25 protein-coding genes are annotated in these 24,329 nt (G+C 56.2%); 8 read left to right on the forward strand and 17 right to left on the reverse strand.

Annotated elements, in window-relative coordinates; genetic code table 11:
* The first annotated feature begins 26 nt into the window (after positions 1-26).
* A complete protein-coding gene (locus tag G6L97_RS26720; protein WP_272438525.1) occupies positions 27-4,646 on the forward strand; it encodes a non-ribosomal peptide synthetase in 4,620 nt (1,539 codons plus the stop codon).
* A gap of 166 nt (positions 4,647-4,812) precedes the next feature.
* The gene (locus G6L97_RS26725; protein WP_174004345.1) at positions 4,813-5,073 is read left to right on the forward strand and encodes a hypothetical protein; all 261 of its coding nucleotides are present in this window, start codon (positions 4,813-4,815) and stop codon (positions 5,071-5,073) included.
* 346 nt (positions 5,074-5,419) lie between these two features.
* Here the strand turns inward: G6L97_RS26725 and G6L97_RS26730 are convergent, their stop codons facing one another.
* Together G6L97_RS26730 and G6L97_RS26735 are read right to left on the reverse strand one after the other, a co-directional pair.
* Entirely contained in the window at positions 5,420-5,671 is a 252-nt protein-coding gene (locus tag G6L97_RS26730; RefSeq protein ID WP_174004347.1) for a hypothetical protein, read from the reverse strand.
* A gap of 22 nt (positions 5,672-5,693) precedes the next feature.
* Positions 5,694-5,927 (reverse strand): hypothetical protein, encoded by a 234-nt coding sequence (locus G6L97_RS26735; RefSeq protein ID WP_174004349.1) that lies wholly within the window; start codon positions 5,925-5,927, stop codon positions 5,694-5,696.
* A gap of 538 nt (positions 5,928-6,465) precedes the next feature.
* Here G6L97_RS26735 and G6L97_RS26740 point away from each other — a divergent pair.
* On the forward strand, positions 6,466-7,704 hold the full coding sequence (locus G6L97_RS26740) for a D-alanyl-D-alanine carboxypeptidase (protein ID WP_174004351.1): 1,239 nt from the start codon (positions 6,466-6,468) through the stop codon (positions 7,702-7,704).
* A gap of 68 nt (positions 7,705-7,772) precedes the next feature.
* Here the strand turns inward: G6L97_RS26740 and G6L97_RS26745 are convergent, their stop codons facing one another.
* The 3 genes from G6L97_RS26745 to G6L97_RS26755 form a co-directional block, all read right to left on the reverse strand.
* Positions 7,773-8,615: a serine hydrolase domain-containing protein gene (locus G6L97_RS26745; protein WP_236773701.1), complete on the reverse strand. Its 843-nt coding sequence runs from the start codon at positions 8,613-8,615 to the stop codon at positions 7,773-7,775.
* A gap of 240 nt (positions 8,616-8,855) precedes the next feature.
* Positions 8,856-9,560, reverse strand: coding sequence for an autoinducer binding domain-containing protein (locus G6L97_RS26750; RefSeq protein ID WP_174004353.1), 705 nt, complete (start codon positions 9,558-9,560; stop codon positions 8,856-8,858).
* A 364-nt stretch (positions 9,561-9,924) separates the two neighbouring features.
* Positions 9,925-10,206, reverse strand: a complete 282-nt coding sequence (locus G6L97_RS26755) for a hypothetical protein (RefSeq protein WP_174004355.1) — start codon at positions 10,204-10,206, stop codon at positions 9,925-9,927.
* Positions 10,207-10,328: 122 nt separating this feature from the next.
* Between G6L97_RS26755 and G6L97_RS26760 the strand changes: the two genes are divergently transcribed.
* Together G6L97_RS26760 and G6L97_RS26765 are read left to right on the forward strand one after the other, a co-directional pair.
* Positions 10,329-10,700, forward strand: coding sequence for a thermonuclease family protein (locus G6L97_RS26760; RefSeq protein WP_174004357.1), 372 nt, complete (start codon positions 10,329-10,331; stop codon positions 10,698-10,700).
* A gap of 81 nt (positions 10,701-10,781) precedes the next feature.
* Entirely contained in the window at positions 10,782-11,054 is a 273-nt protein-coding gene (locus tag G6L97_RS26765) for a hypothetical protein (RefSeq protein ID WP_174004359.1), read from the forward strand.
* Positions 11,055-11,105: 51 nt separating this feature from the next.
* On the opposite strand, the gene G6L97_RS26770 is transcribed toward G6L97_RS26765, so the two are convergent.
* Genes G6L97_RS26770 through trbB form a run of 12 tightly spaced genes read right to left on the reverse strand, consistent with a single transcriptional unit; the run spans position 11,106 to position 21,302 of the window.
* A complete protein-coding gene (locus G6L97_RS26770; protein ID WP_174004361.1) occupies positions 11,106-11,723 on the reverse strand; it encodes a hypothetical protein in 618 nt (205 codons plus the stop codon).
* The gene (trbI, locus tag G6L97_RS26775) at positions 11,724-13,061 is read right to left on the reverse strand and encodes an IncP-type conjugal transfer protein TrbI (RefSeq protein ID WP_174004363.1); all 1,338 of its coding nucleotides are present in this window, start codon (positions 13,059-13,061) and stop codon (positions 11,724-11,726) included.
* A gap of 12 nt (positions 13,062-13,073) precedes the next feature.
* On the reverse strand, positions 13,074-13,529 hold the full coding sequence (gene trbH / locus G6L97_RS26780; RefSeq protein WP_174004365.1) for a conjugal transfer protein TrbH: 456 nt from the start codon (positions 13,527-13,529) through the stop codon (positions 13,074-13,076).
* 3 nt (positions 13,530-13,532) lie between these two features.
* Positions 13,533-14,354 carry a P-type conjugative transfer protein TrbG gene (gene trbG / locus G6L97_RS26785; RefSeq protein ID WP_174004367.1) on the reverse strand — a complete coding sequence of 274 codons (822 nt, stop codon included), beginning with the start codon at positions 14,352-14,354 and terminating at the stop codon, positions 13,533-13,535.
* 18 nt (positions 14,355-14,372) lie between these two features.
* Entirely contained in the window at positions 14,373-15,038 is a 666-nt protein-coding gene (gene trbF, locus G6L97_RS26790; RefSeq protein WP_174004369.1) for a conjugal transfer protein TrbF, read from the reverse strand.
* A gap of 40 nt (positions 15,039-15,078) precedes the next feature.
* Positions 15,079-16,185 carry a P-type conjugative transfer protein TrbL gene (trbL, locus tag G6L97_RS26795; RefSeq protein WP_174004371.1) on the reverse strand — a complete coding sequence of 369 codons (1,107 nt, stop codon included), beginning with the start codon at positions 16,183-16,185 and terminating at the stop codon, positions 15,079-15,081.
* Positions 16,186-16,201: 16 nt separating this feature from the next.
* Positions 16,202-16,453 carry a DUF2749 domain-containing protein gene (locus tag G6L97_RS26800; protein WP_174004373.1) on the reverse strand — a complete coding sequence of 84 codons (252 nt, stop codon included), beginning with the start codon at positions 16,451-16,453 and terminating at the stop codon, positions 16,202-16,204.
* A 4-nt stretch (positions 16,454-16,457) separates the two neighbouring features.
* Positions 16,458-17,246, reverse strand: coding sequence for a P-type conjugative transfer protein TrbJ (gene trbJ / locus G6L97_RS26805; RefSeq protein WP_174004565.1), 789 nt, complete (start codon positions 17,244-17,246; stop codon positions 16,458-16,460).
* A complete protein-coding gene (locus G6L97_RS26810; RefSeq protein ID WP_174004375.1) occupies positions 17,221-19,659 on the reverse strand; it encodes a conjugal transfer protein TrbE in 2,439 nt (812 codons plus the stop codon). The genes trbJ and G6L97_RS26810 overlap by 26 nt, the downstream gene beginning before the upstream one ends.
* Positions 19,660-19,662: 3 nt before the next feature.
* Positions 19,663-19,962 (reverse strand): conjugal transfer protein TrbD, encoded by a 300-nt coding sequence (locus G6L97_RS26815; RefSeq protein WP_174004377.1) that lies wholly within the window; start codon positions 19,960-19,962, stop codon positions 19,663-19,665.
* Positions 19,955-20,320 (reverse strand): TrbC/VirB2 family protein, encoded by a 366-nt coding sequence (locus G6L97_RS26820; protein ID WP_174004379.1) that lies wholly within the window; start codon positions 20,318-20,320, stop codon positions 19,955-19,957. Before G6L97_RS26820 ends, G6L97_RS26815 begins: the two co-directional genes overlap by 8 nt.
* Positions 20,310-21,302 carry a P-type conjugative transfer ATPase TrbB gene (gene trbB / locus G6L97_RS26825; protein WP_174004381.1) on the reverse strand — a complete coding sequence of 331 codons (993 nt, stop codon included), beginning with the start codon at positions 21,300-21,302 and terminating at the stop codon, positions 20,310-20,312. Before trbB ends, G6L97_RS26820 begins: the two co-directional genes overlap by 11 nt.
* A gap of 750 nt (positions 21,303-22,052) precedes the next feature.
* Between trbB and G6L97_RS26830 the strand changes: the two genes are divergently transcribed.
* The 3 genes from G6L97_RS26830 (at position 22,053) to G6L97_RS26840 (ending at position 24,035) form a co-directional block, all read left to right on the forward strand.
* A complete protein-coding gene (locus G6L97_RS26830) occupies positions 22,053-22,775 on the forward strand; it encodes a helix-turn-helix transcriptional regulator (RefSeq protein WP_174004383.1) in 723 nt (240 codons plus the stop codon).
* Between the two features lie 79 nt (positions 22,776-22,854).
* Positions 22,855-23,523, forward strand: coding sequence for an acyl-homoserine-lactone synthase (locus G6L97_RS26835; RefSeq protein WP_174004386.1), 669 nt, complete (start codon positions 22,855-22,857; stop codon positions 23,521-23,523).
* 71 nt (positions 23,524-23,594) lie between these two features.
* On the forward strand, positions 23,595-24,035 hold the full coding sequence (locus tag G6L97_RS26840; RefSeq protein WP_174004387.1) for a hypothetical protein: 441 nt from the start codon (positions 23,595-23,597) through the stop codon (positions 24,033-24,035).
* Positions 24,036-24,329 lie beyond the last annotated feature (294 nt).

Raw genomic sequence — 24,329 nt, forward strand, 5'->3', positions numbered from 1 at the left:
GATGGACAGATTGAGGGCATCGACAAATGGCACTTTCTGAGGTGGCTGAAACTTTTCTTCGAGCCGTAAACAAGCAAAAATCTACGGGGATTTCGGGGCCGATATGGGGAGCGGCTTCGAAAGAGGAGGTTTCTTTTGGGCAGGAGCGATTGTGGCTGTATAACCAGATCGAGCCTGCGGCCAGTGCCAGCTATAATGTCCCCTTCGCACTTCGGTTCGTGGGCAAAGTCGATCTGGATTTGGTCCAGACTGCATTGCGTGGTGTGGTCTCTCGCCACGAGGTGTTGCGGACCCTAGTGCGGACGGCTGCCGACGGGACGCCGATGCTCAGCGCGTGCCAGCATGAGGTGGAGGTAGGGTTCGTTGACTTCTCTGGACGACACGACGCAACTTTGGAATTGGCCAGGTGGATCGACGGGCAACTTGCGAAAGGCATGGAGCCTTCCTCGGAGATCTTGCGTGTTTCCGTGATCAAGGTCGCGCCAGAGGAATTCATATTTCTAGCGGTTATCCATCACATCGCCTTCGATGGGTGGTCCGCAGGTCTACTAGCTCGCGAGCTTCTGCTTACATATGATGCTTTACAGCGTGGAGTACCACCAACGCTGCCGGATCTGCAGATCCAATATAGCGACTATGCCAGTTGGCAGCGGCGCGCGCTTTCATCGCAGGCACTCGAAGATCAACTTCAATCGTGGTGCCAGACCCTTGCGCATGCGCCGGAGCCGCTCGAGCTTCCGACAGATTACTCGATCCCGTCGGCCCCAACTTTCCAAGGCGACAGCGTCAGCTTCGACCTTCCAATCGAACTTGTGGAGAAACTCGAACCCTTCTGCCGGGAGCACAAAGTCACACCCTACATGGTCTTCCTCGCGGTCTATCAAGCTTTGCTCAGTCGATGGACCGAAGCAGACGATATCATCGTGGGTTCACCGGTTTCTGGGCGCACCTATCAACAGATGGAAAATGTCATCGGATTTTTCGTCAACACTCTGCCGATACGGGTCGACTTGAGTAACGCCCCATCATTCACGGAGCTTCTTGAACGGGTCCGGGCCTCTGCGCTTGAAGCATATGCCAATCAGGAGGTCCCGTTCGAGAAGATCGTTGAGGCTCTGAACTTGCCGAGGACGGCCGGGCGCACACCTCTCCTGCAGACCACCCTTACGCTCCAGGGCGAGCCCGAACCGCTTCCGATCATGCATGGGCTTGCGGTTGAGTGGTTCGCCATCAATCGGCGCCCGTTCATCAAATTCGACCTTGCCATATATCTGGAAAAAACCGGCTCTACCTATCAGGGTCGGCTCGACTTTGCGACTGACCTTTTCCTGCGCACCACCGCCGAACGGTTCGTCGAGCACTTCAAGAACTTCCTCCAGAACGCGATCGACGACCCCACACGCTCTTTCCGAAAAATCAATTTCCTCTCAAAGATCGAGCAGAAATTCCTATCCGAGCTAAATCTGTCGCTACGGCCCCCTGCGCATCAGGGATCCATCCATGAGCGCTTCCGAACACAAGTGACCTTATCGGCCGATAAGACTGCGGTCGTCTGCGGTGACGACGAACTGAGCTACTTCCAGCTGGACCTGTATTCTGATGATCTCGCGCGGCGCTTAACTCGTTCCGGGGTGAGACCAGGAGACCCAATTGGAATCCTCGCCCTGCGCGACGTGGAAACGGTGATCGGTATGCTGGGAATCCTCAAAGCAGGGGCGTACTATGTGCCTATCGATCCGGAACATCCGCCGGAGCGCTTAGCGTACATGGTCGAGAATTCGGCGATCTTGTTCGTCGTCGTTCCGAGCGACTTCCGTTTCGAGCCGACCTTCAAGCAAACGATCAATATCCCAGCCAGAGTCGAAAACGCTGGGACCGTAAAAGAATGGCTGGTGCTTCCCCCCATTCCCTCGAGCGCGACCGCTTACGTGATCTATACTTCCGGCTCAACCGGAAAGCCAAAGGGGGTCGCGATCGATCACAGAAATGTCCTGCGTCTGCTTGACGAGGTAGCTACCGAGATAACCTTTGGTTCCTCAGACGTCTGGAGCCTCTTTCACTCTTTCGCATTTGATTTTTCGGTTTGGGAGATGTGGGGCGCACTTCTCACCGGAGCAAAACTGGTCATTGTTCCGAAAGCGACTACAAGAGACCCGCAAGGATTTTTGCGCCTCATCACAGACCAGCAAATTACAATCCTCAGTCAGACCCCAGCCGCCTTTCGCAGGGTCTGCGAAAACCTTGAGACGTTCCCCGCCTTCTCTACCTCCAATCGGTTGCGTTACGTTATATTTGGAGGAGAGACGTTGTGGCCTCACGACCTCGAGCGTTGGTGGGATATCTGTGGTCACAAGGCAGAGCTCATCAACATGTATGGAATTACCGAAATCACCGTCCATGCGACATTTAGAAAGATGACGAAGGACGACTTAACGCTAAGCCACATGAGCCCCATCGGTAAGCGTCTCTCAGGCCTGTCCTTGTACCTTTTAGATGGCGAGATGCAGGAAGTACCGATCGGCGTTGCGGGTGAGATTTTCATTGGAGGCGCTGGCGTCGCACGCGGCTATCTCGGCCGGCCCGATCTGACGGCGGAGCGGTTCGTCGCGAGTCCATTCGGGAAAGGCGAGCGCCTCTATCGAACGGGAGATCGGGCCCGCTGGCGTGAGGACGGCCAGCTGATCTTCCTCGGCCGGGCCGATCAACAAGTCAAGATCCGCGGGTATCGCATCGAACCCGGTGAGGTTGAGACCGCCCTGGCCCGTCATCCCTCCGTGCAGCAGGCCGCAGTTATCGCGCGCATCTATGGCGGCGCCGAGGCGTCTCGCCTCGTCGCTTACGTTATCCCCGCAGCCGGCGTTGAACTCGACATCGCAGACCTCCGAGTATTTGTTCAGACCATCCTGCCGGACTACATGATACCGTCAGCTATCGTGCCGCTGCAGGCTCTTCCTCTGACAGTCAATGGAAAGCTCGACAAGAGTGCTTTGCCAGATCCTGAGCACCAAGGGCGCAAATCGCACGTCACGCCGCGAACCGACACCGAGCGAGCGCTTGTGGATATATGGCAGAACGTTCTAAAGGTGGAACCCATAGGGCTCGACGACAACTTTTTCGATCTCGGTGGTCACTCACTCATCGCCATGCAACTTGTCGCTCAACTTCAACAGGTCTTTGGGACACAGCTTTCAGTGGAGACCATTTTTCAGCGACAAACAATAGGCCGCTTGGCAAAGTTCCTGGAGGCAACGAAAAAGGCGGGGGCCAAAGGTCTCCTAGCTCCCATCGTTCCAAGTAGCGGCGAACCGTACTGCAATGCAACGCCCGGGCAGACCCGAATATTCAAACAGGCGGTTGTTTTACGGGATCATGTCTCGGAAAACCTTTCCCGAATATATCGATGCTCGTCTGCAATGAATCTGGAAACTCTCAGAGCCGCCATTCGCGAACTCCAGGTTCGGAACGATAGCCTTGGCCTACGCTTTATTGAGCATGGCGATGAAGTAAAAATTGCCGCGTTCAACTACCCCCCAAGTGAACTCGACAAGCTCGACCCTTCTCCGGTTGGCGACGACAAAATGCCTTCTGTCATTGAAAGATTTTGCGCGAAGCCCTTTGATCTACGCAATGGGCCTCCGTTCAGATGCGGATATCTGAGCGCCGCGAACGGCGATGTTATCCTTATCCTTGTTTTCCACCATATTGCAATTGATGGCTGGTCTATGGGCCTGGTGATCGACCAACTCGAGTTGCTTTACAACGGCGATAAAGTGCCAACGAAACATCCGTCCAGCGGCGGTATTGGATTTGTTGACTATGCCCGCTGGATCGGCAGTGAAGAGGTCCGCAAAGAACTCAATGGACAACGGCAGTTCTGGAGGAAGAAATTACTGGATCTCCCAAGCTTACCTTTTGGGAATCTTTCGAAAGAGCCGCCGCCTGATGGCTTAACAGTTCCAGAGCGAAGATTCGATCATATCATTGATAGCAGCACTCGAGATGCCGTTCACGATATCGCGAAACGCGCTCAGGCCACGCCGCTTTCAGTGTTTCTAGTGGTCACCGCGCTATTGATCAAAGAACTGAGCAGCTCGGCCAATCTGGTCATTCTCCTCGCGGCCGCAAATCGCCGAAACTCTTCGCTCTCGTCCGTCGTTGGGCGCCTCTATAATTATATCCCGATAATAGTTAGGCTCGACGACAAGTGCAGCTTCGGCGATCTCGTTTCAACGGTTCAAACGGAAATGAACCAGGCTTACGACCATCAAGAATATCCCTTCGAGCAACTCTATAACGATATCGCGGGTGCCAGCGGGGTCTTTTCACAACCAATTGCCGATGTGGCAATGAATTATCAAACGGCGGAGCCGCTTCCTTGTTTCGAAGGCGTTGTTTCTCAACGCCTTTCAAATGCAGGAACACCCAATTTGAAGAGAGCGCTGAACGTAGGTTTTGTGGATACAGGGACCAAGATTTCTTTCAATTTACGCTTTAACGCCTGGAAGTTTTCTCACGAGGAGGCAGAGCGTGCCGACATCCTGTGGAGAATTGTCCTAAGCGAAGCTTGCTCGCGACCGAACAAGCCGGTCAAGGAAATTCTGATTGAAGCGTCCCGACAGAACCGAGACCAGTACGCCGTCCATTGAAGCGCACGATAGCTCCAATCGACCTCCTGATCGATAGGGCGTGTCAGGTTATTCTAGCTACTCTGTGCTCGCCTCGCTCTCGTTGCGCGACTAGAATTCACGTCGCTCCCTTGTAAGGCGCTGCCTCGGTGCCAGCTCAGTTTTTGGCGCTCCTAAGCACGCCGCGATGAAATACGCCATCGATCTTTATACCGGCGCTATCTTCCGCATGACCGGAAACGATGGGACGGACATGGTGCATCAGAGTGCAACGGCGACCAAAGATCGAGACGGGTTTTGGCGTTTCGTTAGCAGGATTGCGCACCGTGCAGGGATGCCGAACAATCCGTACCTGTTCGTGCGGATGGCCAACGTCGCCAATACGACGGGCGCAGCCAATTATGTGGCCGACGATACATCGACCCTCAAACTTTGGCTTTCGATGTGAAGTGACCCCGGGCTGACGTCAAATGAAGGGGTCGCCGAGCTATTCGGGCCTCTCCGCGAGTAGTATGCTGTCAATGAACGGAAATGATTGGAGAGGGTTAGGTGCGAGATCGATGAGGTGATGATTGTCCGTGTCTTGGACGCTATCAAGGATTTGCTCGCGCGCAGCAAGCAGAGATCGAGGGGGATACCGCTTGGTTCGAGCCGGGCGACGTACAGATAGCCTCTCTTGATCTACGGCGTGTCGCGGAAATTGCGATAAGTGCTGCGTTTGAATAGTCGTGCGCCTAATCATCTTATGATGTTACCAAAACCGCCCATGGTTCGCCCTGGGCGGCTTTGTGCGTTTATTGCCCGGCGCTGTCGTAAGGCTCTTTGACCGGTTTGGCGCCGGGATACGATCGGTTTGCGCTTCGATGGGAAACCGTCGTTGCGCCCGGTCTGCCGCAATCCCTGCATCTGAATGTTGCGCCGATCGCCTTGCCCTCGGGCGGAAACTTGCTCATGTCTACTTCCACATGGCGATCGCAGTGCGAGCAATAGATATGCATCTGCAGGGTCATGGCGATCATGCCGGCCCATGTCGAATTGTCGACCATCGTGACGCCCTCCCCTGCTTAACTATGCCTCTTCGGCCTCATAGTCGGCGTTCGTGGGCCATTGGGCCGCCGTGAATGCGGCGAGTGCTGCACTGATTTCGGCTTGGGCTGTCGTGAGATCGCGGTAAAGGCTCGATGTGTCAGAATAGACGCCGTGGCCGTTTACCGTAGTGACCTTGAGCGCGAGAGCGGCTTCGTCGATATGGTTCTGTATGGTTTCTGTGGCCTTGGCTGCGGCTGTGATCTTGGCTGACATGGTGACCTCAATTGCGGAAATGGAACTGCAAAACCTTAGCGCGAACAGGCGCCGCGCCGCCAATTGAAAAGATGACGCGGTTTATGGAGTTCATGTCACCCCACCGAGCGCGGGTTTTTACCGGCAGCGATTTCGCGCTCCAAGGTTGCGATAGCGAGTTCGATAACTTCGGCGATGGCGCCGACCGCTTGTCGCCACGCGGACGGAATAACCCGCCAGACAAAACACTCTCTACCGAGCTCCGGCGAAAGGAAGCCAAGGCTGCTGTGTTACGGCCAACGCTGTTTGCCGCAAGGGATCGTCACGATGGTTTGACGCTAACAAGGTGTATGTCGTGAACAGCTTCCTGCACGACCTGGAAGACGCAAAGCACACTGACGGTCATGCTTTGGGCGATCGTCCGCCCGAGGCTCACATCGCCTTCATCTTTATGCAAAATTTACGAAAAATTATCTAAACTTTGATGAACATACGAAAATATCTTCCAGTGATTAGAATGTCGCACTAAAACGCTTGGAAACAATTCTGAGATGTCATCATGAAATCACGTATAAACGCACGGGTTGTGGTAGCAGCCTTTAGTCTTTGCTCGCTCTTTGCGGCGTGCTCCCCTGCCCTTGCGGGGAGTGCAGATTTTGTGCTCGACGTTAACTCCGGTCGAGTTCTAGAAAGCCATAATGCAGACGCCTTGAACCACCCGGCATCTCTTACAAAGATGATGACCCTTTATTTGACATTTGAGGCGCTTCGTGATGGTCGTCTGGCGTGGGATCAGGCCATTCCCATGACTAAGAATGGAGCCAACACCATTCCCACGAAACTAGGTGTTCCGGCCGGTAAAACGTTCACTGTGCGTGAAGCCGTTTTAGGTATGATTATCAAATCGGCAAATGACGCTGCCGAGGCCATGGGTGACTACCTCGGAGGATCGCAAGCACAATTTGCCGAGATTATGACGCGCAAGGCTCGTCAACTTGGCATGACGCGAACCAGATTCCGCAATGCTTCGGGCCTTCCGGATGGGCAACAGGTGACAACTGCACGAGACATGGCGACCCTTGCTGTCGCATTAATGCGGGACTACCCCAAGGAGTACGCGCTGTTCTCGGAGCGGTCTTTCGTGTTCCGAGGGCGAAAGATCGCCGGGCACAATAATTTGATGTACCGCTACAAGGGCATGGACGGGATTAAGACCGGATACACCAACGCTTCCGGTTTCAACCTTGTCAGCGCGGTGAGCGACCATGGGCGGCGCGTTGTTGGGGTTGTTCTGGGCGGCAAAACCGCACGTAGCCGGGACGATCGAATGGCGGCGCTGCTGGACAAAAACATGTCCATCGCAACGACTCGTAGCGGGGCACAAATCGCTGATGCCTCGCTCTCAGCAGATTCTGTCCATCCAAAAGATAATGTTCCGCTTCCAATCCCGGCTGAGCGTACCGGCGGGGTCGAAGTTGCCTCGGTCAGCAACGAGGTGACGGGTTCTATTCAGGTCGCCGCAGCAAACCAGCCTTCAATTGTTCGCGCCGGTTGGGAGATCCAAATCGCTGCCTCCGAATCTGACGCCGCAGCACAACGGCTTCTAGCCAAGGCAAAGTCAGAGGTTCTTACGGGATACAAAGCGATTTCTCCGTATACACAAAAGACCAACAACAGCGCTACGCCGCTTTATCGAGCACGGTTTAGTGGGTTTGATAGCAGATCCTCGGCAATGTCTGCTTGTAAAACGCTGAAAAGCCGTTCCTATTTGTGCCTAGTACTGCCTAGTAAGGGTTGACCGTCGAGACGTGACCAAATAGTTGCATAAACTGGCTTCCCGCCTGGCGCCGATCTGCCCTATTGACGTTACGGCGACGCTGCAACGAGGTCCTGCAACAATTTGACGAAATGGCTTGTCCTTATGCCCTTCGGATTTTGAGCAGGATCCACGGTCTGCACGACAACCAGATGTTTTGACGGCACGATAGCAATCGCCTGCCCGCCATAACCGGACGCCAGTGCCGCACCGGGGCCAAATACACTGGGGTTCAACGTCCACCAAAGATATCCATACCCCATGCTACCACGGTCTGTGGTGGAATAGGCAGTGGTCGATGCCCTCACCCAAGATGCAGGAATGACTTGCCGCCCGTTCCATTGGCCTCCATCAAGAAAGAGCTGACCGAAGCGGGCCGCATCTCTGGCGGTGAGGCGAAACGGATAGGCAGGGTGAATGGAATGCCGTTCGGATACATACGTGCCATCGTGCGCTGAGAAATCTTGCATGCCTGTCGGCTGCGCGATGCGCTGCGCGAAGCTTTGGAAGATGTCCTCCCCAGTTCGCTGCCGATAGATCGTGCCGAGCGTGTTGAAGTCCCAGTTGTTGTAGAACCAGAATTTACCGGGTGCTTGGCTTCCCCGCTCCGGTCTGTTTTGCCGCATCTCACCGGTTTCATATGCTGCAGGATGGTAGATACCTGATCGCGCCATAAGCAGATCGCGCACGGTAGCCCTTTTCTCGCCTTCGGTCAGGGCAGGAGGTTTGTCATCGATGCCGAGCTCGGCAAGCGTGCTACCGAGATTTATTCGACCTTCGGAAACCGCAATTCCAAAAAGTGCGCTAACCAAACTCTTACGGACGGAGGCGACATTCACCTTACGAGACACGTCACCCCAACTGGCGATTGCTTTGCCGTCCTGCACCACCATGACCGCGGTGGGCTTCAGACTGCTCGCGTAATCTCGTGCCGCCTGCAACTTCGCGACGGACCAGCCAGAAGATGCTGGATCGGTGGTTTGCCATGGCCGCGCAGTCGCCGAGGCGGTGAACAGAAGCAGAAATAGCGAGGCTTGCAGATATCTCTTAACTATAATGCATCCCCATCACTATCTTCTACGGCAGAACCGGATTGTGTCAGTGGATTAAATGCCAAGCAAGCACAGTTCCAATTAAAGCAGGAGATTCATGTCGTAGGCGGTACGGATAGCTTCGGAGATAGTCCGAGCTTGCAATCGTTGGCGCGCCTTCTTGATATGAAATGCCACCGCGTTATCTGAAATTCCCAGAATTGCAGCCGTGGCCTTCGCGCTTTTGCCGTACGAGGCCCACATGAGGCATTGCATCTGTCGCTTCGTTAGGTTGATCGGATGCGTAACGACTGGCGCTGTCCGCTCATTTATCAACACCGTATTTCCCAAGCAGATGGCGACGGCGAGTGGCCCTACGTACGGTTCGAGGTCGAGATGAAAAGTCGATTCACCAGCGAGACTTAACATGCCAAATGCGCCATAAGGAAGTTTTACAGCAACCGAGTAACCCGCCCGGATGCCAAATTCGGCCGCCTCGTGCATAATCCGGGCCTCCTCTCGCGTCATCGAAGGAAGCGTGTCAAATGACCACTCGAATGGAGCCTCGGCGCCTCTTGCGACTTTTACTACTGGGTCGACCCAAATGTAGTTTTTCGCCAAATATCGAGCTAGCCAAGGTTTAGGATATGACGATACGCCGTCTAGACGGCATGGGGGGGCTGCAACCCCGAACGCAAACAGATCAACGCCGAGAGAACTCGAAAATTGCCGAAAGGAGTTTTCTAATGTGACGCGAGTTTTCGATGCGGCGACGGCATCGATCAAATCCAGGAGCCGTTTTCTCATGATACCTTCCGATTAGTACATTGAAGAAGCAGACCTATGCATGCGATTCTAATATTACTGTACAATCGTGCCAATGATGCGACCCTCGGAGGTGATCAGCAAGTATTGGAATCGTGCCCCTCGGGTCGCAGTTCGGAGAACAATGTTTCCGGCACAGCGGCGGCTCAATCAGCCGGTATTTTTGAATGGTCACCTTCGTTGATACGGACTCTAACTATATTTGTGCGTCCCGTATTCAGTTGACCAAAAGTTGCGACCACGAAGCTGTCCTCCCGCAGCCAAAAACAATGCTGAGCGCGGGAGAGGACGAGGTTGAAACAGGTGTCTATCGTCTTCGATCAGGATCAACGCTTAGAAAAACTCGCTAGTTCCGCGCTCTACGGTTCCAGATGTGCGGGCCGTCCCCTGGTTGATTATCGGCATTGCTCTCCAGCACTTTCCCATCGACTTTGATGCTGATTGTACCGCTCGCTTTAAGGCGAGCATCTTTGAGGTCCGCGATAGCTTTCGGCGGAGCTTCAGATGAGGAGATCACAACAGTTTCATCTGTCTCGAGGCAAATGGTGAGGAAATTGTTGCTGTCGCGTTTCGTATTTGGAAAGCCAACAACGGGGTACTTTCGAACCAATTCACCGCCGACCTTCACGGCGAAGTATATCGCCCCTCCCTGCGTAGGCGAAACGGATTATTCGGGGGAGAGCCGGCGCCCGTATTTCCTGTGCCCTCATCTGCGCATCGCGCTTTGGTGGAAGGCCTGCCCCTTCGCCAATGCGCCGAGGCTGCGCGGTTCGGCCACCCTGCCTTCTTTGTGCCTTGCGATGGCAACCCGCTGAGGTGCACATCTGGGATGGCGACACCTTCCGAGTGGATAGTTCATGCGGAGAGTCCGTCCGGATATTCAACATCGACGCGCCCGCGATCGAGGGGCGATGCCTCTATGAAAGCGATCTGGCGCAACAATCCAAACGGAGGATGGCAGACCTGTTGGAAAATCAACGTGTTCAAATCCGCCAGCAGGAAAAAGATCGGTACGGTCGAACGCTGGCAGCGATCAGCGTCGACGGTCGTGGTGTCGGCGACCAACTCGTGCGGGAGGGACTGGCACGTACCTGGAGCGGTCGCCGGGAGCCATGGTGCTAGTTCATAGGGGCCTCACTGGCTAAACCGATAAACGTTGTTATATCTTGACGACTATAATGCCTAGCAGTTGAGGCCGTAATCATGGTGGAAGATCAGACACCGCGCTTTCGGAAATACAAGCTTCGCAAGCGCGACAATTGGACCGCGCAAACGATGGCTTACAAGATGGTTGGGCAGATCATGTGGCCAGCGGTCGGCTTGGTTGCAGCGGTGATGATCATTATCTTTGGACTTTACGCCGATTTCGATTTCGGCAAACTGCTCTTACTACTTTCGCTATTCGTCTTCCTTGGGATCATTCTAACTATCGTTGACGAGGGGCGCGGATTCGGCGTTTTCGTTGGCTGGATGTGAACGCTCGGCAACTTTTCCAATCAGCTTGTTGATTTGGTCCAGCGAAAATCTTCATTTGCTTCCATCAGGATCGAATTTCAGCAATACTCGATCTCCCCAGGATTTACGATTCCAGACGTGAGGCCCACGGGCCGGTTGTTCATCAGCGTTGCTTTCCAGAACCTTGCCGTCGACCTCGATGCTGATTTTGCCGCTCGCCTGCAGACCTATTTCCTTGAGGTCCTCAAGAGCCTTCCGCGGCACTTCCGGCGACGAGATCACCACGGTTCCATCGGCTTCGCGTCGGATGGTCAGAAAATTGCTGCTGCCGCCCCGGGTGTTTGGAAATCCGACCACAGGCGCGGCCTCAGTCAGTTTGCCGTCGACTTTCATTTCAAAATCGTACCGGCCCTCGCCGACATAGGCAAAACGGGTCATGCCGGGGAGCGCTAATGCGGGAGCCTCTTGGGCCTTCATCTGCGCCTCGTGGTTAGGCGGAATGGTCTGCCCTTTGGCCAGCGCACCGACGGTGCGCGGTTCGGCCACCCTGCCCTCAAGGGTCACGTTATATTGATAGCCGTTCACGACAATGATCGCGTCGAGCTGTTCGGGCAGCACGCAGCCGCTCAGGACAGCGGCCACACCGATCATAACAGGAAGCTGCAGTCCCTTACGCGACAGGATTGGCATTTATCGCTCCACATAGCCAGTCTGATAGGCGCCAGGGAAAACAATGTCCTGATCCACGAGGATGTTGAAATTGTACCCGGGCCTAATTTCCAGCGTCGGCTGGATATTCATGTTCTTGTCGATCGTCCGGTCAGCAACGCGGCCGAATGTCTCTGCAAAGTTTCGGCGAGCCGCATCCGTCGGATCGTTCTGGCTGACGCCGAAGGCGTTTCTGTTGCTCTCGGGCAGTGCCATATCAACGCCAGTCCCGATCGCGGCGACCAGAATTGCCGATCCCCAGACCCGCCAGAAATGGTTGTTCACCTTGTCTTTAAAGCCGCCGTACCCTTGCGTGTCGACGCCGGCCATGCCGCCGATCTGAAGGGTCGCGCCGTCCGGGAAGATGATGTCGGTCCAGACGACCAGGGCTCGCGACTGACCATAGGACACTTCGGAATCGTACCGGCCAAACAGTTTCGTCCCTTGCGGGATCAGAAGCCTGTGACCGGTCGCGCTGTCATAGACGTGCTGGCGTACTTGCGCCGTGATCCGCCCCGGCAGGTCTGAGTTGATGCCGGTGATCAATGTCGCCGGGATCACCGAACCCCGTTTTAGCTCAAAGGGCGACAGCTGCGGAACGACTTGGTTGGGCAGATAGCCAGCATCGGCAATATCCTTGTTCAGAAACGAGATCTTGCCCTGCTGGTTGTTGGGATCGGCCATTCCGCCCGGAGCGGCACCTGCCGCACGCATCGCGGCCGAAAGCAGATCCGCCGTACCATTCGGGCTCGTCACGCCGTTCGCCTGCCCCTGCTCTTGCTGGCCGACGCCCTGTTGCTGGGTGACTTTCCCGACGTCGACGGCCATGGGGCTGTTGCGGGCATTCGCTTGCGCCTGCATCGCCGCCAGTCTCTGGCGGTTCTGTTCGCGCAACAGAGCCTCTTGATTCTCGCGCATGAGGCGTGCGCGCCAATCCGCTTCCGGCTCAAGCGCTGTTTCCGGTTGCTGTGTCGTCGGTCTCTGGCGAGATCCCGGCTGAAACGGGTTGACGCCTTCCGGGCGTTCAATCGGTGTCTCGCCGGGCGTGATGATCAGCGGATCTTGCTTTGGCGGCTCATTGACGCCGTCACCTATATTTCGCTTCAGCTCGTCGGCAAAATCGGACGCCGGTTGGCCAGCCGATTGCTCTGGCTGAACGCTACGATTTCCGATCAGACCGCGTTGCGCCATGCCCCAGATCACGACAACCACCAGAATGACAATCAGGCCTATAAAGAAGAAAATCGGGAGGCGGTTCAGCCGGCGGATTTTTGGCCGCTCTTCAGCATCCTCGGCAGATCCAAGATCGATTGAACTCATGCCCTGCCCTCTTCACGTTTCGCCGTGCTTCATGATCGAAAGCGGGCTTGAGGCCACTGCACCTGTTGTCGTTGCCTGGTATTGGCGGGCCAGCTCGACGCTCGGCGTCGAAACCCGCACGATCACGTCGCCATCCAGCGAATCCACGGTATAGGCAAGCGCAATAGCTTTGGGGCCGGTCGCGGCTGGATCGACGGCATAGCCCCATTCCCGCAAATGCTTGTCAAACGCTGACGCGAAGGCGGTTTTATCCGCCTTGAGAACAATGGTGCCAGTTCCCGGCCCCACCTGCTCGGCAAGCCGAGCAACCATGTCGGCCGCAACAGCATCGGCGGCCGGCGCCTGGAGATTGGCGGCGTCCATGCTGGCTTGCGGTGAGAAATATCCGCCCGACGTCGTGCAGGCCGCAAGCGAGACCGAGACAAGAGCGAGCGCGAGGACGCGCGCGAGTGTGGCGTTTCCCCTCATAGGTTAACCTTTCCTGCTGATGGTGATTTTCTGCTGCTGCCCGCCGACGCCCGAAATCAACACGGCGCGATCGATCAGATAATCGACCACCATCATGTTGTTGTTCATCCGGTAGTTGACGATCTGGTTTTGCCCTCCGGACACCACATAGAGGACCGGCGCATCGCCACTGCCCATGTGACCCGGAAACTGGATGTACGTCTTCGTACCGTCGGTATAAATCCGGGTCGGCTTCCAACGGGCTGAGCCTCGCATGGAAAAATCAAAACGGAGGTTCTCGGCAGGAATGCCGGCGCCCGGAATGATGCTGTCGGAGATCTTCTGGTTCACCGCCGCTAGCTGCTGGCGAACGTCTTCCGGGTACTTGAAGGCGACGCGCGCCATATAGCGTGTGGCGTCGGACTGCAGATTGATATGATAGGTCCGGCGTGACGTCGTAATGACCATCGACGTCTTCAAACCGGCTTCGGCAGGCTTAACGATCAGACTGATACGCTGGCCTTGTGGCGAACCGGAAGATGCGGGCTCGACCTGCCATCGAACAGTGTCACCGACGAGAACATCGCGCACGGCCTCGCCGGGCTGCAACTGAACTTCACAAAGCTGGAGGGGTGCGCAGACGACGGTCGGCTGCGTTTCGCCAAACAGATAGATGACCTGCCCGTCAGGTCCGCGTGTCATGACAGCGCCAGCATCTTGCCATTGGCCTGAAAGCCGGGTGCCCTTGCTTGCGTTGTAATCGGCAGTGCGGCCCAGGGAGGGCGCAGCAGTTAGCAGGGCCAGTGCGGTCACAACGCTCGCACGCGATTTCGTCAATTTGAACATAGTCTCTCCGCGAGCGTCTTAAAGTTGGGCCGTCCAATCGAAGTCCTTGAGGTAAAGACCGATCGGGTTGAGGCGAATGATTGCTTCGTCCTGGGGCGGCGACAGGGTCACCGTGGCAACGCCGCGCCAGCGCCGGGTCCGCAGTTCCTTGCCCGAACGATCGCGCTCGATCTCGGTCCAGTCGATCTGGTACGACTGGTTCGAGAGGGCCACGATGTTGTTGATCTCGACCGACACCGTCACCGTCCGGGCGCGATCGAAGGGCGAGTTGTTCCGGAACCAGTTGTTGACCTTCTCTGTGGAGGGGTCGGTGCGCCTGAGCATCGCATAGGTGCGGTCGATATAGCCCTTCTGGACCACATTATCCGGCGTGATCGATCGGAAGTTGTAAACGAACTGGCCGAGCATGTTGCGAACGACGCGCTCGTCGGCATACTCGATCTGTGCCGGGAAGCCGCCGGTGACCGAGTTTCCGAGCGTGTCGACCTGCACGATATAGGGGACAAGCTTGACCTGGCTGGCCTGATAGAGCGCGAAGCCGAAACCCACCGTCGCCATCACCAACGACACCGATCCGACAGTCATCCATGCCCTGGCCGCGCGGTTAGCGCCGCCCATGCGCTCATTCCATTCGTGACGTGCCGCCAGATACGGGTTGTCGAGATGCTTCAGCTTTTTGGCCATGGCCTGATCCTGTTTCCTGACAAGTTGCGAGCCATGCCGCCTATTTCGATGTTTTGTGGTTGCGCAGTCCCATCGACCTCGATGAGCCACCCGCGCCCGAGCCATGCGAACCCATGGCGGCCTTTGCCGCCGTACCAGCCAATGCCGAACCACCCGCCCTCATGCCGGCGGAGGCCTGGCCCAAAAAGCCGGCGCCGGCTGCTTGCGCGGCACCTGCCGCTGCGACGCCAGCACCGACACCCGCCGCCGTCGATGCCGCAAAAGCCGTGACCTGTGCGCTGGATCTCATGGCTTCCATGCCGCTGCTGACCGACACGCCCTGTACGACGCCCTGGATGATATTCGGCACGTAGATCGCGATCATAAAGACGACGACCGACAGGCCCGCGATGACAAGGCTCGCCAGCAGCTCTTCTCCAGTGTTTGCATCGTTGGAAAGGCCAATCAGGATCTCCGAGCCGATGCGCGCGATCATCACGAGCGCCATCAGCTTCATGCCCACCGAGAAGGCATAGATGAGATATTTGATCGCGAAATCCTTGGTGAAGCTCGACCCTCCGAGACCGAGCATGATCATGCCGGCGAGCAGGCCGACATACATCTCCACCAGCACCGAAACGAAAATCGCGGCCACCAGCGAGAAGGAGATCACCACGACAATCATGGCGATGATAATGCCGATCGCCATTGCGTTGTCTTCGAAAATGCCGAACTTGACCTTTTCCGACAGCGTGCTCGCCACCTTGATGCCGGCATTGAAGACATCGGCTGGCGAAGCCGTCCCGCCGTTCGCCCCCAGCTGAAACAGACTGTCGACGACAGCTTTCGCGAAGTCGGGTCCCTGCTGCAGGACAAACAGGAAAAAGCCGATGAAGATAATACGCCGTATCAGCTCTGCGACCCAGGTATCGAGCGATGGCGCTGCAATGGCGAGCCACACGGCGGCAATACCAAATTCTATTCCCGCCAGGATCCAGAACAGTGACCTCGCCGCATTCATGACGGTGTCTTGCCACCCTTGAGCGGCCGAGCGGACATTGTTTTCGAGGCTTGTAAGGATCGATCCATCCGCGGCCATGGCGGGTTCCACCACGGCAAGTGCGACGATGGCGAGGGGCGTCAATCTCAAAATCAGTGCGGCACGCATGAGGACACCTTTCAGATTACCAACGGGGGGCCATTTTCTGTCCGCCTGTCGTCGGATAATTGTCTGGGTTGGAGTTCATCAGTTTGCGCGTGCGCTCGGCCGCGGCTGCCCGCGCCGCCGCTTCCTCTTCCGCAAGCGCGACCTGTCTTGCGAGCAACGCCTTCATTTCCGGATCAGTGGCAGGGATCGCGACATAGGAAATCGCGCCGCCGACCACGGCGGATAGAAGGGCAACAAGGATGACGATGGGAAGTTTCACCTGTACCATTCGACTACCACCGCGGCTGCATTTTCTGACCGCCTGACGTCGACGGCGGTGTACTTGAGAAAAATGCCTCCCGTTTTTGCTGAGCAAGATCCTTGGCGGCCTGTTCGGACTGATACCATGTGCCCATCATCGTCGACTGCTGGGCGATGAGGCCGCGAAGTTTTTGCATCTGTTCGACCTGTTGGCTGGCAATCGAGTGTCCGACCTGTAGCGCTTGCATCTGGCCGACGGCCGTTTGCGACTGCTCCTGCAGCTGCTTCATGGTGCTTTGTTCGGTATCGAACTGCTGCGCGGTCATTCCGGCCTGAGCCAGTGTGCCGCCGATCGTGTCACGATTGGTTTTCGACCACTGCCCATATTGCTCCGAGAAGTTCTGCCCGCCCTGGACGACGGAAGCGAACTCCTCGAAACTTGGGAAGCGCTGCTTCAGCACATCATCGAGGTTGCCCATCGAGAAGCCGATGCCCTGCCCCTGCTGGGTTAGCTGACGAAGCCGGTTGAGATCCTTCTCAGCCTGGCCCCAGATGTTGTCAGGCAGCTTTTCGAGGTTCTGCAGCATCGTCCTGTACTGGTCGAGCTGGTTCTGGATCTGCGTGACCTGGTGGGCGATCTGTTGCGCCTGATTGGCGATCTGTTCGACCCCCTGCCCCGACTGTTCAAGAAGCTGTGCATTGTTGAGAAGCTGCGTCCATTCGGTCGCACCACCCGTCGCAGCGCCGGCGAAGACGGCGCTGGGGCTCACAGTGAGGACCAGACCGGCAAGAGCATTACGAAGCAAAGAGCGACGCAGCATTTTCGATTCCTCTTGATTGAAGCCAATGGCGTGGCCATTCATCCGCGTAGTGATCGTAAAGTTCGCTGATGCGCTGGAGATCTTGCTTGCCGGAGACGCCAACGAAGGACAGGGTGATAGGACCAAGCCCCATTTCGAACAGGCGGCGGCCATCGGGAGAGACGACGTAATATTCACGCTTGGGCGTGGCAGTTGCGATGATCTCGATCTGGCGATCGTTGAAGCCGATCTTTTCGTAGAAATCGCGTGTCCCGATTTCACGCGCCGAACCGTTCGGCAAGCAGATTTTGGTCGGGCAGGATTCCTTGAGAACGTCCATGATGCCGGACTTGTCGGCATCCGAGATCGACTGGGTTGCGAGCACGACCGCACAATTGGCCCGACGAAGGGTTTTCAGCCATTCGCGGATCTTGTCGCGGAATGCCGGATGGCCGAGCATGATCCATGCTTCGTCGAGAATGATAAGGCTGGGTGAACCGGTCAGGCGCTTTTCGATGCGCCGGAACAGATAAAGCAGAACCGGGACGAGGTTGCGCTCGCCCATGTTCATCAGCTCGTCAATTTCGAAGGTCTGGAAATTGGAGAGCTTGAGATTGTCGCGCTCAGCATCGAGCAGATGGCCCATGGGACCGTCGACCGTGTAGTGTCGCAGCGCCTCCTTGATCGATTTCATCTGCACGCCCGACACGAAGTCCGAGATAGACCGACGTTCCGAGTTCGAGATGAGATCGATCTGGTGCGCGATCGCGTTGCGATGGTCAGGTGTCATCGCCTCGCCAGACATGACGATGAGCGTTTCGAGCCATTCCGCTGCCCACGCTTTGTCGGCGTCCGTATCGAGATCCTGTAAAGGGCAGAATGCGAGGTTGTCGCTTGCACCGACATCGTAGAAATCGCCGCCGACGGCACGGGTGAGCGGGTACATGGACCGGCCCTTGTCGAAGGCGAAAAGCTGGCTGTTCTGATATCGCCGAAACTGCGCTGCGATCAGCGCCAACAGCGTCGATTTGCCCGAGCCGGTCGGCCCGAAAATCAATGTGTGTCCGATGTCGCCGACATGCAGGTTGAGCCGGAACGGCGTCGAGCCGGAGGCCACCAGCATGAGCGGCGGGGAGTTCTCCGGATAGAAGGGATTTGGATTGACCGGCTCCCCGGACCAGACAGAATTGAGCGGTATCATGTCCGCCAGATTGCGTGTGTGGATCAGCGGTTCGCGGATATTGGCGTACCAATTCCCTGGCAGACTGCCCAGAAAAGCCTCGGTCGCGTTGAGGGTTTCGATACGGGCGCCGAAGCCTTCCGACTGGATGAGACGGCGGACACTTTCGGCCTGGCGGCGCAGCTTGGCATCATCGTCGCCGAACATGACGATGACCGGCGTGTAGTAGCCGTAAGCAACCAGGCCGGAATTTGCCGCTGCAATGGCGTCTTCGGCCTCGCCGACCATCTGAAGCGCGTCCTGGTTCACCGAGCCACTGTTCGTCTTGAACAGCTGATCGGTGAAGGGGCGCACCTTCTGGATCCACTTCTTGCGGGTACGCTCCAGCCGCTGGGTGGCCTCGATCTCGTCCATGAACATGAAGCGCGAGGACCACCGATAGGTCAGCGGCATAAGATCGAGGACGTTCAAAATCCCAGGCCAGCTTTCAGCTGGAAAGCCGTCGATCGCCACGACCTGGCAGAAGCGGCCGTCGACCATGGGCGACAGGCCGTGGTGAAACTCGGCGGTTGCCAGAAAATCGAGATACATCGGGATTTCCGGGAGCCGCACCGGATGGTTTTCGCCCACGAGGCAGAACCGGACGAACTGGAAAAGCTCGTCGTATCTGGCGACACGATAGCCGCCGCGGTCGGGCACTTCCTGTGTAACCATGCGGCGGATCGAAACCACGTTCTGCATGTATTGCTCGAACTCGCGGATCGATGTTTTGAAATGTTCAAGAATTCGATCGGCATTGCTCGTGGTGCGAGACTCCGGGTCCGCATAGATGTATCTGACCAGTCCGGATTTGCGCGTGTCCGGTTCGCGGTAAGTGAGGATGATGGCGTGCTGGCTCTCGAAATGACCCTCAGTGGCTTCGAACCGCTGGCGACGCTCATCGTCGATCAGCTGGCTCACCCTGTCTGGAAAATGAGAGTGATCCTTTGTCGGATATTCGGTCGTGGGCACGCGCACTGCTTCGACCTGGATCATCCAGCCCGTGCCAAGGCGCGCGAGAACAGCGTTGATGGCACGCGAAACTTCGTTGCGCTCAAAGTCGGTGGAGCTTTCGCTGTCGGGGCCGGCAAAATACCAGCCCGCCATAAGCGAGCCGTCCTTAAGAAGCATGATGCCGTTATCAACCAGACCAGCATACGGCATGAGGTCGGAGAAAGACGCGCCCGTGTGGCGAAATTTCTTGAGTGAAACCATCGCTCAGTATTTCCTCCATGGGCTGGAGGTTGGCCGGTAGTGGGAGCGGTATCTCATGTGCCGGAGATAGACCCGCCGCATAAGGGGATCTGCCTTCGCCATCATGCGCAGCAGGCCAACGACGACAACCCAGATGGTGAACCCGACTGCGGCGGAAACCATCGTCAGGACGACGAAGATGAGAATGACAGCAGTCAGCCCGGTCATCAGGACCAGCTCGCGGTCAGCCCCAAACAGAAGGGTCGGCCGTGAGAGAGCTCGATGGATTCGCACCCTGTCCAAACGGCCCGTCCCTTCAGCCATGCGCCCTGTCCAGCGTCACGCCTAGCGTTGCCTCGAGAGGGACACCAATCGAGGCCCCTCCCCCGCCGAACAGGCCGACAACCTGTGTCGCGCCAAGAAGGATACCGCAGACCAGAACGACGTAGGCGAGACGACGCGCGAAGTCGTTGATCTCTCCTCCAAAGATGAGCATGCCACCTGCGACCGCGACTGCGATCAGGGCGATTGCCATGGCGACGGGGCCGGTGATGGACTGCTGGATCTGTTGAAGCGGTCCCTCCCATGGCAGGCCGCCCCCTCCCCCGGCAGCAAAGGCCGGTTCGATTATCATCATCGAGATAGCTGCAAGGCCGAGAAATGTAAGCAATCTACGCGACATGGAGTTTTCCCTGATTGTCTGAGTTGGAATTACCAACCGGGGTGATTTGATATGCGCCGTTCCGGAACCCATCGACCCTGAGAATCTCGCGAACGATGCGCCCTTTGGGGGTGCGTTCGATGGAGACGATCAGATCGACCGCTTCCCCGATGACTTCGGGCATAGGCTGGGAACTCACTTCCGCGACGAGCTGTTCGAGACGCGCAAGGGCGGCTTTGGCATTGTTCGCATGTACCGTCGCGATACCGCCCGGATGTCCGGTGTTCCATGCTTTGAGGAGCGTAAGTGCTGCCCCATCGCGAACTTCGCCAACGATAATACGGTCCGGCCGCAAGCGCATCGTCGACTTCAAGAGCCGGTTCATATCGACGGTATCGGTGGTGTGAAGGATGACGTGATTTTCCGCCGCGCACTGGATTTCGGCGGTGTCTTCCAGAATGACCAGGCGGTGTTCGGGCGTGACTTCGACAAATTCGCGAAGAATGGCGTTCGTCAGTGTGGTCTTGCCGGTCCCCGTGCCACCAGAGATCACGATGTTCAGACGCTGGGCAATGGCGTCTCGGATGACGGCGACCTGCGCCGTGGTGAGAATGCCATCCTCCACATAGCGATCGAGCGATATCAGGACCGATGCTCGCTTGCGGATGGTGAACATCGGCGCCGGCGCAGCGGGTGGTAGAAGTCCCTCAAACCGATGTCCTCCAAGGGGAAGTTCGCCCGAGATAATGGGTCGCTCGCGGTTGATCTCGGTGCTGAGTGCATGGGCCACGCGGCCAATCACGGCTTCCGCGTCATGGGCAATCATGGTGCCGGCATGCCTGATTCCCTCTCCGATACGCTCGATGAATAACTTGCCGTCCGGATTGAGCATGACCTCGACCACAGCCAAGTCATTCAGGGCCGCAACAATGACATCGCCAAGGGCGTCTCGGAGATTGGCGATCAACCGCCTTTCGGATTCACCAGAGCGACTTGGATGCACGGACCCACCTTTCGCGCCCTGCACCTTTGTAAACAATCAAACAGCACAGGGAACTCTTACGAGCACAACCGGAGAGAACTAATGTTCCCGGATTAGACGACGATAAATTGGCTGTCAATCACTTGAAATGCTATAAAAAACAACGACATAAAAAATCTTCGTCGTTGGACAAAGGTTACTGCGGTCAAGGGCTCAGAACGCTGCGGCCGAAAATCAACCGCAACCAGGGATACATAAAATTTGATCGAGAAAGCTATCCTCTCATATTGAGCTCTCTACGGTCCGTCTCTCATAGTGTACTGGCTGGATCACGGGAGGGCCTTACAGTATCGTGGGCTTGAACCAACGTCACTGGCCGGGCGTTATTTGTCGATTTCGACGAGGAGGACGCGGTTGAGTCAGACCCAGCTGGAAGACGATGTCCTACGGGCCATGGATAAGTATGCCGATCAGCTGGTCATGGTTGAGGCTCTGCAGGCTGCGTGCGATCGACAGGCGACCTGTGATTGTCCACCTGACGCCTGCCAACGGCTCCTGGAAGCGCAACGCAAGATGTGCGAATTGAGGGGGATATTGTGTACCCTTCTCCAACGCCTTGGCTACACCCCCCAGCCCAGATGCGGGCCCTCCGAGCACTAATCGAACCAGTGCGAGCATCTCGAAAGTTGATGCACGTTAGAAGCTTTTAATGGCGCAGATTTGAGGTAAGAATGGCACGGGGAGTTGTGCGATGTAGGAAGGGAATTTGCGGTGAAAAATCAAGACATTTATGAATTCATGGAACGCTGCGACAATCAAAAGAGCGTCGATAATCTGTTTTCGGATTTTGGAACGGTCATCGCGAAACGCGGCTTTCATTCTTACATTTACACCGGGCTGCCAGCGGTGGGTGACGACGTTAAGCATTACGTTGTCAAAAATGCGTGGCCGCCGGGATGGACCGAGCAATTCGAGGGGCTTAACTACTTCGCCGATGATCCCGTCAGTCGATGGTCTCTTTCCCAGTCGAAACCGTTTACCTGGAAAACCGCAAGACAAGAGACGAAGGCGACAACGCGCACCAAAGAGATCCAGCAGGAAGCGGACAGGTATCGCTTGTGCGATGGTATCGTTTTCCCGATGTTCGACCCGAATTCCTGGCAATCGGTGATCTCACTTGCAACCGACGACAAGGGTGGATTGGCAAAAGAGAACATTGGCGACCTGTATCTTCTTTCTTCCTATTGCGCGATGACCGCAAACAGTCTGCTTCGACGTGCTGAACAGGCGGAACATCGATTAACGGCCCGCGAGAAAGAAATTCTGCAATGGGTTTCTCGTGGGAAAACGGATTCGGAAATCGCGATCATCCTCCGTATGAGCGCAGGCTCCGTGACCCAGAGGCTCATCCGAATTCGACAAATTCTGGATGTCACGAACAGACCGCAGACTGTTTCGCAAGCGATTCGGCTTGGCCTTATCAATGCAGATTAGCTTGTCAAGATAAGGAACCTTATCTTTCGCGAATCCAGCAGGCATCTAGAGTTGCGTCATCAATCATGAGGACGCGCAGATGTTGGTTCATGTCATTACTTCTTCAAATAGCGCTTTGTATGCGAACGAACTGAACGAACTGTTCCGAATTCGCCACAAGATTTATGTAGAAGAAAAGCGATGGCGGGAGCCATCGCCTGACGGGATGGAACGTGACCAGTTCGATACCGAGCATGCTGTTCATCTCGTAGGAATCCAGGACGGGCGGATCATTGCGGGCTCAAGGCTTGTGCCGACCACGCAACCACACCTCCTCAGCGAGGTGTTCCCTCACCTTTGCACCCGCCCCGGCGTTCTTCGCCACGAACGTGTCGCTGAGTGGACCCGCGGCTTCGTTATCCCTGAATTTCGCGAAAAAGCCGGTGTGACAGTCAAGGCGCAGTTTTGCGCAGCCGTCATGGAATATTGCTTGAACCAGGGCATTGAGCAGATCGGCGGAATTCAGGAGATCTATTGGTTGCCCCTGTGGAAGCGGTTTGGTTGGCGGGTCACTGTGATCGGGGATGCTGCCGAAATCGACGGCGTCCTGTGTGTACCCGCATATTTCGAAGTCTCAGTCGAGGCCTTCGAAGGAGTTAAAAAGCGGGCCGTATTATCCCGAAGCAACCTCATCGAACGCGGCAACATTGTACCGTTCGTCCCGGTGCAGGCTCCCGCTTTTGACGCCTCGATACTTTCAACTTTTTAGCTCTGGAATGTGGAGACCCCTCCCCTGCCCTTCAAAGGGTAGGTATTATCGATACGACGGAACCGCGAGCAATGGATACAGCAGTCAAAAGGACACATCTGGGCGTCAGAGGCGGTCTGCAGGAAGCATTCGATCTGATCCTGAAGGGCCGCGGAAGAAGCGATACGCCCGGCAAGTCCCTGAAGTGCATAGGGCTATTCACAGTCATTCTTCGCCTCCGGGCGCTTGATGAGACAGTGACCAGACAGACCCTTGCCCGAGAAACAGGCTTGACGGAGAATGCGATTGCTCCTCACGTCCGCTATCTGGAATCGCTTGGTCTTGTGACGATGACACTGGCTCGAGCTCAAAACTCAATAGCGAGAGAATTTCACATCAATGCGGAAGACGCCTTGATTGAATACACTCGCAAGGCGATCGCGAAAAACCGACACCGAGCATTTGCCAAACATGGAAACCCATCGAACGAACATAGGGAAAAATTTCCTCAGGACGTTCAGCACCACAGTTGACGCGGCACTAGAAAGGCAGCGGTGTGAGCCACGATGCGACCTCGACGTTCGATTGTGGTGGCTGGTCTAGGGGGCGCAGTTCGACCGATTCTCTCTGATCGCTGTTTTTCAAGCGGGAACCCGAAGGGGCTGCAAAACCCGTTGTCAGCTGACAATTCCGTTAAGTAGTTGGAGTCAAATGATTTTCCGGTGTGATAAAAAGGGTTAATACACGTTAACCAAAAACAACTTGACCCAAAGGTGCGCTATGAGATCATTTGCGGAGATTACAGAGAATTATCGGGTTTACCGTGA

Source organism: Agrobacterium tumefaciens (genome assembly GCF_013318015.2).
GTDB lineage: Bacteria > Pseudomonadota > Alphaproteobacteria > Rhizobiales > Rhizobiaceae > Agrobacterium > Agrobacterium tumefaciens.

Coding starts and splice junctions, on each gene's coding strand:
- G6L97_RS26720 (WP_272438525.1), top strand. CDS start 27: ATGGCACTTTCTGAGGTGGCTGAAACTTTTCTTCGAGCCGTAAACAAG.
- G6L97_RS26725 (WP_174004345.1), top strand. CDS start 4,813: ATGAAATACGCCATCGATCTTTATACCGGCGCTATCTTCCGCATGACC.
- G6L97_RS26730 (WP_174004347.1), bottom strand. CDS start 5,671: ATGGTCGACAATTCGACATGGGCCGGCATGATCGCCATGACCCTGCAG.
- G6L97_RS26735 (WP_174004349.1), bottom strand. CDS start 5,927: ATGTCAGCCAAGATCACAGCCGCAGCCAAGGCCACAGAAACCATACAG.
- G6L97_RS26740 (WP_174004351.1), top strand. CDS start 6,466: ATGAAATCACGTATAAACGCACGGGTTGTGGTAGCAGCCTTTAGTCTT.
- G6L97_RS26745 (WP_236773701.1), bottom strand. CDS start 8,615: ATGGTGGTGCAGGACGGCAAAGCAATCGCCAGTTGGGGTGACGTGTCT.
- G6L97_RS26750 (WP_174004353.1), bottom strand. CDS start 9,560: ATGAGAAAACGGCTCCTGGATTTGATCGATGCCGTCGCCGCATCGAAA.
- G6L97_RS26760 (WP_174004357.1), top strand. CDS start 10,329: ATGCGCCGAGGCTGCGCGGTTCGGCCACCCTGCCTTCTTTGTGCCTTG.
- G6L97_RS26765 (WP_174004359.1), top strand. CDS start 10,782: ATGGTGGAAGATCAGACACCGCGCTTTCGGAAATACAAGCTTCGCAAG.
- G6L97_RS26770 (WP_174004361.1), bottom strand. CDS start 11,723: ATGCCAATCCTGTCGCGTAAGGGACTGCAGCTTCCTGTTATGATCGGT.
- trbI (WP_174004363.1), bottom strand. CDS start 13,061: ATGAGTTCAATCGATCTTGGATCTGCCGAGGATGCTGAAGAGCGGCCA.
- trbH (WP_174004365.1), bottom strand. CDS start 13,529: ATGAGGGGAAACGCCACACTCGCGCGCGTCCTCGCGCTCGCTCTTGTC.
- trbG (WP_174004367.1), bottom strand. CDS start 14,354: ATGTTCAAATTGACGAAATCGCGTGCGAGCGTTGTGACCGCACTGGCC.
- trbF (WP_174004369.1), bottom strand. CDS start 15,038: ATGGCCAAAAAGCTGAAGCATCTCGACAACCCGTATCTGGCGGCACGT.
- trbL (WP_174004371.1), bottom strand. CDS start 16,185: ATGCGTGCCGCACTGATTTTGAGATTGACGCCCCTCGCCATCGTCGCA.
- G6L97_RS26800 (WP_174004373.1), bottom strand. CDS start 16,453: ATGGTACAGGTGAAACTTCCCATCGTCATCCTTGTTGCCCTTCTATCC.
- trbJ (WP_174004565.1), bottom strand. CDS start 17,246: ATGCTGCGTCGCTCTTTGCTTCGTAATGCTCTTGCCGGTCTGGTCCTC.
- G6L97_RS26810 (WP_174004375.1), bottom strand. CDS start 19,659: ATGGTTTCACTCAAGAAATTTCGCCACACGGGCGCGTCTTTCTCCGAC.
- G6L97_RS26815 (WP_174004377.1), bottom strand. CDS start 19,962: ATGGCTGAAGGGACGGGCCGTTTGGACAGGGTGCGAATCCATCGAGCT.
- G6L97_RS26820 (WP_174004379.1), bottom strand. CDS start 20,320: ATGTCGCGTAGATTGCTTACATTTCTCGGCCTTGCAGCTATCTCGATG.
- G6L97_RS26835 (WP_174004386.1), top strand. CDS start 22,855: ATGTTGGTTCATGTCATTACTTCTTCAAATAGCGCTTTGTATGCGAAC.
- G6L97_RS26840 (WP_174004387.1), top strand. CDS start 23,595: ATGGATACAGCAGTCAAAAGGACACATCTGGGCGTCAGAGGCGGTCTG.